The sequence below is a fragment of the Kocuria sp. MNB10 genome, from assembly GCF_054073685.1.
Map to the genome: position 1 here is coordinate 1,596,498 of NZ_CM133411.1, position 12,604 is coordinate 1,609,101.

At 63.9% G+C, this 12,604-nt stretch carries 10 protein-coding genes, 1 tRNA gene and 1 other RNA gene; 5 read left to right on the forward strand and 7 right to left on the reverse strand.

Annotation, left to right across the window (positions count from 1 at the left end; translation table 11 throughout):
* Positions 1 to 10: 10 nt before the first annotated feature.
* Both ACW9PK_RS07160 and ffs read right to left on the reverse strand, forming a co-directional pair.
* Positions 11 to 3,652 (reverse strand): DNA polymerase III subunit gamma and tau, encoded by a 3,642-nt coding sequence (locus ACW9PK_RS07160; RefSeq protein ID WP_457015417.1) that lies wholly within the window; start codon positions 3,650 to 3,652, stop codon positions 11 to 13.
* Between the two features lie 64 nt (positions 3,653 to 3,716).
* Positions 3,717 to 3,813, reverse strand: an RNA gene (gene ffs, locus ACW9PK_RS07165) — signal recognition particle sRNA small type.
* 280 nt (positions 3,814 to 4,093) lie between these two features.
* On the opposite strand from ffs, the gene ACW9PK_RS07170 reads away from it, so the two are divergent.
* Positions 4,094 to 4,178, forward strand: a tRNA-Ser gene (locus ACW9PK_RS07170).
* A 178-nt stretch (positions 4,179 to 4,356) separates the two neighbouring features.
* The gene (locus ACW9PK_RS07175) at positions 4,357 to 5,070 is read left to right on the forward strand and encodes a tyrosine-type recombinase/integrase (protein WP_457015418.1); all 714 of its coding nucleotides are present in this window, start codon (positions 4,357 to 4,359) and stop codon (positions 5,068 to 5,070) included.
* Between the two features lie 6 nt (positions 5,071 to 5,076).
* Here the strand turns inward: ACW9PK_RS07175 and ACW9PK_RS07180 are convergent.
* From ACW9PK_RS07180 to ACW9PK_RS07195, 4 genes are all read right to left on the reverse strand, one after another.
* Positions 5,077 to 6,224, reverse strand: a protein-coding gene (locus ACW9PK_RS07180) for an IS3 family transposase (protein ID WP_457015419.1) whose coding sequence is annotated in 2 segments (ribosomal slippage) — positions 5,077 to 5,951 and positions 5,951 to 6,224 — 1,149 coding nt in all. Because the reading frame shifts where the segments join, the coding sequence is not laid out codon by codon here.
* A 147-nt stretch (positions 6,225 to 6,371) separates the two neighbouring features.
* Positions 6,372 to 6,800, reverse strand: coding sequence for a hypothetical protein (locus tag ACW9PK_RS07185; RefSeq protein ID WP_457015420.1), 429 nt, complete (start codon positions 6,798 to 6,800; stop codon positions 6,372 to 6,374).
* Positions 6,801 to 6,820: 20 nt separating this feature from the next.
* On the reverse strand, positions 6,821 to 9,550 hold the full coding sequence (locus ACW9PK_RS07190) for a DNA methyltransferase (RefSeq protein WP_457015421.1): 2,730 nt from the start codon (positions 9,548 to 9,550) through the stop codon (positions 6,821 to 6,823).
* A gap of 65 nt (positions 9,551 to 9,615) precedes the next feature.
* On the reverse strand, positions 9,616 to 9,870 hold the full coding sequence (locus ACW9PK_RS07195; RefSeq protein ID WP_457015422.1) for a hypothetical protein: 255 nt from the start codon (positions 9,868 to 9,870) through the stop codon (positions 9,616 to 9,618).
* Between the two features lie 194 nt (positions 9,871 to 10,064).
* Here ACW9PK_RS07195 and ACW9PK_RS07200 point away from each other — a divergent pair, with 194 nt between their 5' ends.
* From ACW9PK_RS07200 to ACW9PK_RS07210, 3 genes are all read left to right on the forward strand, one after another.
* On the forward strand, positions 10,065 to 10,187 hold the full coding sequence (locus tag ACW9PK_RS07200) for a hypothetical protein (protein ID WP_457015423.1): 123 nt from the start codon (positions 10,065 to 10,067) through the stop codon (positions 10,185 to 10,187).
* 155 nt (positions 10,188 to 10,342) lie between these two features.
* Positions 10,343 to 10,918, forward strand: a complete 576-nt coding sequence (locus ACW9PK_RS07205) for a WhiB family transcriptional regulator (RefSeq protein WP_457015424.1) — start codon at positions 10,343 to 10,345, stop codon at positions 10,916 to 10,918.
* 227 nt (positions 10,919 to 11,145) lie between these two features.
* Positions 11,146 to 11,688 (forward strand): transposase, encoded by a 543-nt coding sequence (locus ACW9PK_RS07210; protein WP_457015425.1) that lies wholly within the window; start codon positions 11,146 to 11,148, stop codon positions 11,686 to 11,688.
* 311 nt (positions 11,689 to 11,999) lie between these two features.
* Here the strand turns inward: ACW9PK_RS07210 and ACW9PK_RS07215 are convergent, their stop codons facing one another.
* A complete protein-coding gene (locus ACW9PK_RS07215; RefSeq protein ID WP_457015426.1) occupies positions 12,000 to 12,530 on the reverse strand; it encodes a hypothetical protein in 531 nt (176 codons plus the stop codon).
* Positions 12,531 to 12,604: the final 74 nt, after the last annotated feature.

Below are 12,604 nucleotides of genomic sequence, written 5' to 3' on the forward strand. Positions count from 1 at the left end.
ATGGGCCCGGTCACTGATCCGTTCCGTGGGCGTGCTCGTCGATGAGCATGCCGCCCAGGATGCGCTCGATGGCCGCCCGCCCGTAGAGGGACGAGTCCTCGAGGGATTCGTCGTCCGCGCCCGGGACGAAGTTCTCGTCCTCCATGCCGGGGCTGCGCGAGGTCGGGGGCGCGATGTCGGTGGAGCGCCGTTCCGCCGCGGCAATCGCTTCCGCGTGGCGCTCTCGCCAGCTCGGGCGGTTCCCGCCGGGGCGGGTGTCGCCGTTCTCGCGAGGGACGACGCCGCCGGGGCGGGTGTTCCCGCGCCCATCGTGGTCGGGACCGGGACCCGCCGGGTTGTCGCCGCCGGGGCCGTTCCCGCCCTGGGCCCTACGATCCCTCGCGGGCGACGGCGCTCGGGGCACGGGTTCGTCGTACATGTCCGCCGGGGGGTCATCCTCCGGTGGGGGCGGCGGTTCCTCCGGGATCCAGTACTCCGGGCCGCGATCCCGCGGCTGCGGGGCACGGAAGGAAGGAGCACCGGATGCGGGATCCTCGGGCACGGAGCCGTCGCGCACGGAACCATCCCGCATGGAACCGTCACGCATGGACAGATCGGGTCCGCTCGTCCCGGCCCCGGAATCGTGGGACTCGGACGCCGCGGAGTCATCGGAAGCGGGAACATCCGACCCGGGGCCATCCGACGCGGGGGCACCGGGGGTCCACGAGGTCGCGCCGACGTCCGCGGAGTCACTGGCACTGCCCAAGCCCTCACGAGACGGAACCGAGGTGGAATCGCCGGTGCCAGCGCGGTCGTCCGCCGGGGAATCCGTCGCTCGGTGGGCATCGTCCCTGGAGGAGTCGCCTACGGAACTATCGGACGTGTCCGGATTCTGGTCCGAATCATCACGCGTGGGCGCCGCATTGGCGGTGTTCGACGTGGAATCCCCGCCGCTCGGTGCGGCGAAACCCGGTTGGGGAATGGAGGCCACGGACCACGAGGTGACGGGTTCGTCGTCGTCCGGGGCGGATGCGGGCGCCGAGTGCGACGAGGAAGCGGGCACGGAGGACCGGTCAGTGCCGGACGTGGAACGAGAGGCGGAATCGGGCATGGACCGCGACTCGCGTTCCGGTGTCGGTTCACGGTCGGGCGCGGGAGGATTGCCCCGACGACGATTGACCCCGAAGCCCTCCGGCTCGCGGAAATAGTCCGGTTGATCGGAGGATCTGGCCTGGCCCGAGGCGTTCAGCCTGGTGTCCCGCCCGGTGGGTCCGTCGCCGCGAGATGCACCGGTGTCTCGCCGTGAGCCGGATCCGTACCCGGCATCAGCGCCGTAATGCGAGTCCGAGCCCTGACGGGGTCCGGGGCCGTACTGTTGGCCGTGCTCCGAGGCGGAATCGTCGCGTTGATACCTGCGGTCCTGCTGCGATCCGCGATCCTGCCGGGATCCTTGAGCGTTCTGGGGCCCGCCGCCCCGGGGCGCGGGGCGATCTCCCCGGTAACCCTGTCCACCGTCGCCCTCCCGCCCGGGACCGGGCCCGGTGCCACGGCCCGCGTTCGACGGCGGACCACCCGCACCCGGGGTGTCCTGCCGGCCGCGTGTGTCACCGGGGCGCACTGCTTCCACTGCACAATCCAACCCCACCACGCTCTGGATGGCATTACGGACGTCCGCCTCGAAGCGGGGGAAGTTCAGGAGGTCGCCGTCGTTCTCGAACGCGATCCGCAGAGTGCGGTTCTCGAACGAGATGGGCGTTCCTCGCACGGTGATGGCCCAGGCCACGCGGCGGATCTCCGCGAGCGCGGACACGATCTCGGGCCACGAGGAACGCAGCAGTTCCAGTTCACCGCTGGTGACGTCGCTCGGGGCGGCCTGCTCCTCGGACGCCTGCGGGGCTTGCGGCTGGTGGTCATCGTGCGGCGCGACGTCACGGCGAGGCTCCCCCTGCGCGTACTGGCGGGATGCGGCATCGTCAGGCCGCTGGGACCCCCCGTACTGGTTCGACGTCTCCCGTTGCTGCATGCGTGCCGAGACATCGGTTCCCGCGTCCTGTGCCGCGGGGGAGCGGGTGTCGGTCGTGCCGTCCGCGGGCGGGTGCTGGGCGTCGGGGCCGCGCTCGCCTTCCGGAACGGGATCCGCAGCGGCGGGGTGGCTGCTGCCCCCGGGCTGTTCGGACTCGTCCTGCGGGTCCGTGGGTTCCTGGACGTCCGGGGTCTCCTCCGCGGGGCGACCCGTTGCGGAACCGTCCGCGCCGTCCGCGGCGGACCCGTCCGGGCGCACGGGCTGCGACGGGGCAACGGAGTCCGTTGCGGCGGCGTCGAGCTCGGGGGGTATCGGGTAAGGTACCCCGGCGGATTCCGGTGCGGGGGCGTCGTACGACGCGGGTGCCGGCGCGGCGGTGCCGGATTGCTCCGGAGATGTGGGCTCCTGGCTTCCGCGTGCGGTCGGTTCCACCGCGGGGGACGACGACGCGGCGTCGTGCGCCGTCGTACGAATTCCGGTGCCCCGAGGAATGCTCAGGCGGCGTTCCAAACGGTCCACCCGGGACGTGATGCCGCGCGTTGTGTGATCCGCCGAGGGCAGTAGGATGCGGGCGCACAGCAGTTCCAGGTGCAACTGCGGGGAAGTGGCCCCGGTCATCTCGTTGAGGGCCTCGTTGGTGATGTCCGCGGAGCGGGAGAGCTCGGCCGCGCCCAGCTGGGTGGCCTGGTTCCGCAACCGGTTGATCTGGTCCGTGGGCATCCCGTGCAGGATGTTCGCGGCGGAATCGGGGACCGCGTTGACCACCACCAGGTCGCGGAAGCGTTCGAGCAGGTCCTCCACGAAACGGCGGGGGTCCTGCCCGGTTTGGATGACGCGGTCCACGGACGCGAAGACCGTGGCGGCGTCGCCGGCGGCGAAGGCGTCCACGACGTCGTCGAGCAGGGCCGCGTGCGTGTAGCCCAGCAGGGCGACCGCGAGATCGTAGGTGATGCCGCCGTCGTCGGAGCCGGCCATGAGCTGATCCAGGACGGAGAGCGAATCACGCACCGAGCCGCCGCCGGCGCGCACCACGAGGGACAGGACGCCCGGTTCGGTAGTGACGCCCTCCTCCTGGCACAGCTGCTCGAGGTAGCGCATGAGCGGTTCCGGGGGAACGAGGCGGAAGGGGTAGTGGTGCGTGCGGGAGCGGATGGTGGTGAGCACCTTGGAGGGCTCGGTGGTGGCGAAGATGAACTTCACGTGCTCCGGCGGTTCCTCCACGATCTTCAGCAGGGCGTTGAAGCCCTCCCGCGTGACCATGTGGGCCTCGTCGATGATGAAGATCTTGTAGCGGTCCCGGACGGGGGCGAACGTGGCGCGTTCCCGCAGGTCACGGGCATGATCCACGCCGCCGTGGGAGGCCGCGTCCATCTCGATGACGTCCAGTGAGCCGGCACCGTCCCGGGCCAGATCCTGGCAGGACTCGCAGTGACCGCACGGTGTGGCCGTGGGCCCTTCCGCGCAGTTGAGGCAGCGGGCCAAGATGCGCGCGGACGTGGTCTTACCGCAGCCGCGCGGACCGGAGAAGAGATAGGCGTGATTGACCCTGTTCTTGCGCAGCGCGGTCATCAGGGGCTCGGTCACGTGTTCCTGACCGATGACATCCTGAAAGGTCTCCGGGCGATAGCGACGGTACAGGGCGGTAGTCACGTATGAAACCTTAGCCGGGGACTCGGACGCGCACAGCGCGCTCGCGGGAGTGGGGAGCCGGGTACGAAAAGACCCCCCGTGCACCCGCCAGAGCCCATATACCCTTGCTACCTTCCGGTCCTGGGGGAGTTTTACGAGATGGCGCCACACGAGGGGCTGCCCCATACTTTAGCTCAAGCCGGCGAGGAGTTCGAACCGAGCGGTGCCGTCGAGGATCGTGCGATGAAGTGGGCCCGATGCAGTTCGTGGCCGGCGGTGACCGGTTCCCCGGCCAACTGGCGGGTCAACTGGCGTCAGAACAGTTGCGCGGCGCGGGTGCGTTGACGACGTCGCTCGGCGTGGCATTTCCGGGCGACTACCTTCCCGATTCGCGCCCGCCCGCCCAGTTCCGTTATGCTGATGGCCGCACGTTGCCCACGGATGTGATGCACGTGCGTGCCTGGAGGATTCGCCTAGCGGCCTATGGCGCACGCCTGGAACGCGTGTTGGGTTAACGCCCTCGGGGGTTCAAATCCCCCATCCTCCGCGATTGGCCCGTCTGCCGCGTGTTTACGCGGGAGGCGGGCCATCCTCATGCCATCGACACGCCGCGAGTAGGGTGACATGGACCACCCCCCGACGAAGATGACCGTCGCTCAACCGATGATCTGTCGGACGCGCCCTCTCCGCGCAGCAAATTCGCCAACCGAAAGCGCAAGCAGCGTGTGCGCGGCTACGGTGAGGGCACTGTCTATGAGTTCGAACGCCAACTTCCGTCGGGCGCGATCTGGCGCGGCTACCGGGCGAAGCGCAGTATCAAGCATGGTGAGCGCTCGATTCGGGTGGTTGGGCAGGGCAAGACTCGTCAAGAGGCCCTCGCCAACCTCGAACGCAACATCACGCGTAGGCGCATTGCGCTAGCGGAGTTGCCGCAGTCCTACATTCGTCTCACTGAACCCGAAGAAGCTCGCACGGTTGGTCGCGTGCTCGACGATTGGTTGAGCTACCAGCGCTCACGTATTGGCGTCGACTCGTGGAAGGGGTATGAAGCGAAAGTGCGCCTGTACTTGCGGCCAGCACTGGGCAAGACGCCGGTTCGCTTGCTCACACGCGACGACGTGGAAGACTACATCCACTCCACTTTGCCGGCGACGGTCCCCTACAACCGCACCACACCTCTAGGCAAGTCTGCCATTCGAGCAATCTACTGGACGCTTTCGGCCGCGCTCGACTTCGCTCTTCAACGTGGCTGGGTCGACCGCAATGTCGCCAAGGGTGTCGAGCCGCCACAGAGGCGCAAGCCTACGCGGCAAGAGCGCGACCAGCTGTACAAGGCTGCACGGTGGACAGCGCAACACACCATCAAGAAGCTTGAAAAACGCGATGACAGAGCCCGTTGGCTTGGGACTGCCCCGACTTTCCCTGACTCTCGGGGTTGATGGTTTTCAGGCGGCTCGGAGGCCTTGATTAATGGTCTCAAACTCGACCGGCGTGAGGCGACCGAGACGGCGTTGGCGGCGCCGGCGGTGATAGGTCTTCTCGATCCAGGTCACGATCGACAGCCGCAGGTCCTCCCGGGTGGACCAGCGTTGCCGGTCCAGGACGTTCTTCTGGAGTAGGGCGAAAAAGGACTCCATGGCGGCGTTGTCCGCGCACGCCCCGACCCTACCCATCGACCCCACGAGGCCATGGTGGGTGAGCTCGTGCACGAACTTCCGGGCTCGAAATTGACTACCCCTATCCGAATGAACCACGCATCCGGTCACCGTCCCCCGGCGAGCCACCGCACTGCGCAGGGCCGTGACCGCCAAAGACGCCTTCATGCGGCTGTCGATGGAATAGCCGACGATCCGGTTGGAGTAGACGTCCTTGATCGCGCAGAGGTAGAGCTTGCCCTCATCGGTGCGATGCTCCGTCAGATCCGTGAGCCACAGCTCGTTCGGGGCGCCGGCGGTGAAGTCGCGCTCCACCAGGTCGTCGTGGACCGATGGACCGGGCCGGCGATTCAGGCCCCGCTTCTTGGAGTGGACGCTGAACAGGCGCTGGGCCGAGCACAGGCGCTGGACGCGGTTCTCCCCAGCCGTGATGCCGTGATCGGGCAGCTCCTCGGCGATGAACCGGTAGCCGAACGCAGGATCCTCGGCGTGGATAGCGATGGCGGCGTCGATCAGGTGGGCGTCGTCCCAGTCCCGGGCGGTAACGGGCTTGGCCCGCCACTCATAAAAGGACTGCTTGGAGAAACCCAGCGCCCGGCAGGTCACCGCGACGGGGATCCCGTCAGCGGCCAGGTCGAGGACCAGCGGGTACGTCATTTTGGGGGCAACTCGCGGGCAAAGAAGGCCGCTGCCCGGCGCAGGATCTCGTTCTCCTGCTCGAGCAGCCGGTTACGCCGCTTCAGCACCCGCAACTCCTCCGACTCGGCCGTCGTCACGCCGGGACGGACGCCGTCGTCGACGTCAGCCTTGCGCAACCAGTTGTGCAAGGTGGCTTCTGAGATCCCGAAATCGCGGGCGATCTGCGACAGCGGCGCCTCGTGCTTACGGGCCACCGCCACCACGTCGCGGCGGAACTCCTCGGGGTAGGGCTTGGGCACTGTTTCATCCTCACTGTGAGGAGAGATCCTCACAAGTCAGGAGTCAGGTCAACCGGGGCAGTCCCATGTGAGACGGTAAGCGAGTCAACAGACACTCCCCGTGTCATCGACAACAGTAGGACCATCAGAGCTTCGGCCCTGATGGTCCTACTGCTTTTCTCCAGCGGGGGTGGTGTTCGGCCGGTTGTTTGACTCGTCGAGAATCTTCAGGGCGGCATCGATAGATTCGATTTTCTCCACCGTCTCCAAATCGCTCCTCAAGATGGGCGGCTTGGTTGCCGAGCGAACTGCGGAAAAAAGCCCTATGGTCAGGCCCACTGTCAGTATGACTATGACCGTGATGGATCCCGGGTCAGAGGGAATGAGGCCTACAATCTGGCCTAGACCAGCAAGAACGGCGCCTCCAAAGATGGTGCCGAGAGCTTGCACCACAACGTCACGCGTCGCCCGTTTGATCTCACTGCTGCGGTTTCTGGCCGTTTCCTCGCCTGCTTCCGATGACCGCTGTAGATCAGCGACCAGCTTGGCGCGTTCTTCGGCCAACCGTTCTCTATCGCTTGAAGCACCCATACTCATTTGTGAATAGCTCCTTAGGTTCAAGAGCTGAGTTCGGCGTACCGAGCAAACAGGATCTCTTGTCGCTCCTTCTCGGTGGTGCAGGTTCGCTTAGCCCCGAATGCGCGATCCACCACGGCATCAAGCTTGTCGTGAGCTTTCACAAGTCGGGGATCCATCGCCAGCGGGTTGTAGTGCGCGGCCAAAGACCGTTCGGGGTGAAGTTCGCGCGCCTCGAGGACGCCTTGGCCGGCTTCGATGATCTTTTGGCGCGTTGCCTCGCTGACTTCTGGCAGCGGCAAGTTGTTCCAGACCAAGGTGTTGGAGAAGTTCGGGTCTGACTTAAGGCGGCCGCCAACGGTCTTTTGCCAGGTGATGAACATGGACGAGCTGAAGATCCCGAAGGTGAAACCATCTGGATCGGTGGCCGTGTAGATCTTGTTGCCCGCAATGACGTCAGGGGAGAAATGCGCTGCGGTGGCGTAGCGACGGTTCTCGCTGAAGACTGCCGGAACGCCAATGTAGGGCACCTCTGGCTGGGAACGCTGGCCAAAAAGGTACGGCGTCGAAGCCATCTTGTATGTCGACTCTGCCTTGCTTGCCAAGCGGAACTGACGCACCTTCTCGATGCGGTCGCGCAAGATGGGGCTGCGCTGCACGTCGTCAGGATCCAGCTCCACCATCCAGAGACACCAGCGAGGGGCATTGTGGATGAGCTCTCGTCCCATGACGAACGGGCGGACGTACTTGGCTGCGATGGGATCAGCCATGACCCCTGCGTAGTCCTCGGGTTCGATGATGAGGTCCCCGCCTCTGGGCATGTTGCCGAATACGAAAGGCGGCAGCTGATTGGACAGAAGTGCTCGGCGTTGCTCAACGAGGACGTTGGGCCCGTCCACCAGGTAGCCGTTGATGACCTTCGCGGGCTCCTCGGCCGGCGAACCACGCAGCTCCGAATATGAGAACAGTCGAGCTGACGACTTGTGGTTCCTGTCGAAGCCAACGACGACGCAGTGCACGGCGGCCGCGCCCGGCGCCTCGGAGGTCCAAGCAAAGGTGCGATGAGCAAAGCGGATGCGCCAACCTGCGTTGAAGACCGGGCCGAACAGCGCCGGCACGGGTTCGCCTTGGGCGATGGAGTTGGTGGACACGAACGCCCAACGCCCGTTCACCTCACCGAAGTAGTCGATTGCCTTCTTGTACCAGCCGGTGACGTAATCCAGGCGCCCGATGTCCTTGCGGTTCCACACCTGACGTAGCTCCGCGGCTTGGTCACCGCTGCGAGTGGCATGGCCGAGGAAGGGAGGGTTGCCGAAGATGTAGACGTTCTCAGAAGGAGCCACAAGCTCGCTCCAGTCGGTCTGCAAGGCGTTACCCACGTGAACGGTAGACGACTCCACTAACGGCAGCATCTCGGGTGCGAGGCCGAGCGTGAGCGCCATGTCTTGGTTGGCCTGGTGGTCAACAAGGAACATCGCGGTCTGAGCAATGGTGGCTGGCCACTCTTCGATCTCAATACCAAAGAAGCTGGTCATTTTCACTGACAGCAGCTCCGAAGCGTCCAAGACCATCTGAGCTGAAGCAGGGTTGAGTTCCTGTAGCCGCTTCAAGATGGACAGCTCGAGTGCTCGCATCTCGCGGTACGCGACGATCAAGAAGTTGCCACACCCACAAGCAGGGTCCATGAAGCGGAGCTTGCCCATGTCCTCCTGAAGCTTGCGAAGGCCTCGCGCGTTGTGCTGATTGTCGATGAACCGCTGGCGCAGTTCGTCGAGGAATAGCGGCTGGATCACCTTCAGGATGTTGGCCTCGGTGGTGTAGTGCTCTCCGAGGGCGCGACGGGCATCCAGTGACTTCACTGCCTGGAACAGTGAGCCGAAAATTGCCGGGCTAATCTCGCCCCAGTTGAACAGACAGGCTTCCAGTAGCTTGTCCCGCATGGCCTTATCGAAGTAGGGAATGTCGATCGTTTCCCCGAACACCGAGCCGTTGACGTACGGAAAGCGCTGGATCAACTCGTCGGCCTTGCTCAACCGCTTATCCAGCGGCTTGTTGAGCGCTTGGTACAGCATGGCGAGCTGACTCCCGAGGTCCGACCCATCAGGGCTTGTGCGGTTCTCGAGGTATTCCAGGAACAGGTCGCGTTCCCAAAGGCCTGAATCATCGGCGAACAACGCGAAGAGGGTGCGCACCAAGAAGATTGAGGCCTGGTGCTCGTCATAGCCGGACTTTTCCAGTTCGTCGTAGAGGCTCGCCATCAGTTGCGCTGCCCTCACCGATGCGATGGCTTGCTCGTCGGAGCCGAAGGAGCGTTTTTGGTAGCCGGCAATGAAGCCAAGCCGTTCAGCCTCAGTGGGCAGATCCTGCAAAGCGAAGCTCACAGATTCTTCACCAGCTGGAGCCTCGAGGTCGCGGACGCGGAAGGTGGAAAAATCACATGTCACCACGTATCGCGGCATCTCTGCTTCTGAGAGAGTCGTGAGATAGTCCATGGCCTGGTCCTCAGCGGCGTCGAGGTCCTTGCCCAGAGACTTCTGCTCGGCGATCATCATGCCCGGCCAGAACACGTCGATGAAGCCGGTACCCCCAGCGATCCGCTTGGCTTGGGCCTCAAACCGCGCCACGCTGCGCCGGCGCATCCCATAGACCGCGAACAGATCCGACCAGAACGACTGAGACTCGCCCTTCTCGTAGGACTCACCTGCCCACTCGTTCACGAAGGCTGCGGCGTTCTTACGGATCTGGTTCCAGGCCAGGGGTTTGGTGTGCATCCCTCCATCCTCAGGGAGGGATGCCCCTGAGTAGCTGGTGGCGCGCCGTCAGGTCGTATGGCTTGTCAGGCGGCCACCCACACAAGCGGGAAGCGGTCGTCTGTGCTGGTTTCGGCCACCCCTACCCTGTGCCCACATGCTGATGGTGAGAGCGTCGGGTGCTCGGCCAGGATCAAGTTCCACATCGCAGCTTGGTTCTCACTGCTCTTGCGAGTCCTGTAGCTGAACTGGTCTGCGTCCAACGGCACACCATCGGCCGGCGCGCTGAGGTCCATGCCTTCGAGGTCGGTCCAAACATAACTGACGTCTGTCTTGCTCATGGCGATTGCCTCTCTTGAATTACACCGCTGTAGTTCAAGAGTCCTCCTGCGTGTCTCAGCAGGTCAAGGGGGTATAGGGGCATCCATTTCACGCACATGGGTGTTGGTCTAAGCTGCTCGGCCATGCATGACATCCCCTATGACCTATGCCGTTGTGGCAAGCCCTGGCCCTGCTACGGACCCGCCAAGCCCTGATGGCGATTCTGTCTTCCGTGCTGCTCGGCCTGGTCCTCATCGCCGCTCTTGGCTTGGCCCTGTACGGCGCGATCGAGCTGGCTCAATGGCTCGATAGGAAAGGCCCCAAGCCCCGCACGTGATGATCGCTATTCACCATCTCCGCACTGACCTGGAGTTTCTGCTTATCTGAAGTGGTATGCGCTCTGTCTTCTCGCTAGTCACTCGTTCGGGCCACTCCGCTGTTGCAGGACTAGGAACCGTCCCATGGCAGCGACGATCCAGAACTCGAGACGACTTGCCCAAGATCGCGGTGAAGGTAGACACCTCTTGGCGCTCACGAGGGGCATGCAGGGACTACCCACTCCCCGAGTTTGAGCACTACTGGTATCCCGAAGGTGCCGACGTCGAGCCGGAGGCCAAGGCCATCTGCGCGGGGTGTCCGGTGCGGGAGCGATGCGAGGAGTACGGTCGCCAGCACGAGGCCTTTGGCGTATGGGGCGGAACGTCGAAGGCCGAACAGCAAGCCCTCGCCAGGCGGGCCAAGCGCGAAGCTATCCGCAACGGCCACGAGGCAGTGATTCAGAAGTGCGCCTCCCCCACCTGCGAAGTCGCCTTCGACACGATGCGGACCCTCGACGGCAAGCCAGCCAGCAGGCATCGCATCTTCTGTAACAAGGAGTGCAAGTTAGCCAACCGGCGCCGCAAGGAACGAGACGACGCGGTATGCAAGTGCGGGTGCGGCGAGGTCTTCAAACCCTTCTTCACCTACGACGGCAGGAAGCGCCGCGAACCTCGGCAGTTCTACTCCCCCGAGTGTTTCAGTCGCTACAAGAGCGCTATTCAGACTCGCGATAGGTCGGATGATTCATAGGCAGCCATGTTGGCGCTGACTAGCCTGCGGGCCATGGCAAAGACGAAGAAGCAGGAGTGGTGCAGATGCGGCCACATCCGGCGCAATCACCACGGAATCTGGAAAGCCATGGGCCGGGGTTCCGGCTACTACGAGCAGTTCCAATGCCAAGCCACGTTCTGCAACTGCCGTGCCTTCACCCTCGACACTTCGCTACGATCCCGGATCAAGCGAAAGCTCAACGCACGATGACCAGACGCACCTACACCCCCAAGCAAAAGAAGGCAGCGCTAGAGAAGCTCAAGGAGCTGAACGGCAACCTGGCAGAAGCAGCCAAGGAAATTGGTATGCCCAAGCAGACGCTCCATAACTGGGCAGAGGCCGCCGAGGTCGATACGTCTGGTGACAAAAAGACGGCCGTGGCTACCGAGGCCAAGAAGATCGACATCGAGGCGCGCAAGGCTGTTCTGGCCGACGAGCTCATGGACTCGATCGTCAGGCTCAATGCTCAGATGTTCCAGCCCCACATGGTCTTCAGCTTCGGTGGCAAGGACAACACGTTTAACAGCAAGACGCTCGACGAACCCACGACCGGCGACAAGAAGAACCTGGCCACGTCCCTGGCTATCCTGATCGACAAGGTGCAGCTGCTCACCGGCGCGGCCACCAGCCGCAATGAGGACCGCCAAGTCCTGGAGGTACGGGATCAGGCTGGCTCACTCATCGACCGCTTCAGGGACAAGAAGCAGCGCGACGAACTGGCTGAGCGCCGGAAGGCCAAGCACGGATGAAGCGCATCACTGCTGCCTGCCTTGGCGATCAGCACGACCTCTGCAAATGCAAGCTTCGCGGGCAGGACCCTCGCTACGCAGCAGCCATCATCGAGTTCAATCCGGTTACGGGGTGCTTTGAGATCGTCGGTCGATGTGAGTGCGAGTGTCACGACGATGCGCCAGTTGACGTTGCTCACCGAAGCGCGACTCTTGTAGGGGCCGCGTCATGACCGCTCTCAAAAAGATCAAGCCTGAGTGGTGGGTGGCGCTGGGCATCCTCGCCTTCGCCGCCTATATCGGTGCTCTCAGCCCGTACATGGGCACCTGAATCAGTACTCCAACGAAGGCCCGCGCAAGCGGCGCCGCGCCTTCCGGATCCACCGCCTGATACGGGGCCACTTGCGTTTCACGGGAGGCAGTTTCTCGTCCCTCGCAATCCACGCAGAAATCTCTTCTTTGTCGTCGTCTCGACTATGCATCTCGCCAAGGGTGATCGGTAGGCGTTTCCGAATGAGCTTGTTGTCGGCGTCCCGGTAAGTGACCATAAAGTGGTCGTTTTCGTAGTTTCGGAACCGGAAACCCGTCTTAGCCATTTGCCAAGGCAGGATGTCGCCGGGCCTCATTGACATGCCTCCTCCGCCTTCTGTGACGTGCTCCAGATACACGCCATTGGCCGGGTAATGCCCTTGGTTCATCACTATCAATGTTCGGTACCCACCTCCAGCGCCCTCTGGTCCCTCATGCTCTCTGCCGAGCATGAGTCGGAGTTTCGTCTTGCGACGGGGACCGAGCGTCTTCCAGCCAAGGATGGCTGTGAGGCAGAGGTTTACGACAGAGAGCCAGTCGGGGGCAAAGTCCATACCGGCATTCTCCGGGTGAGTCGCTCCAACTCCAACTCCGACATCCCACGCCGAGAGTGACCCCAACGCGCCAC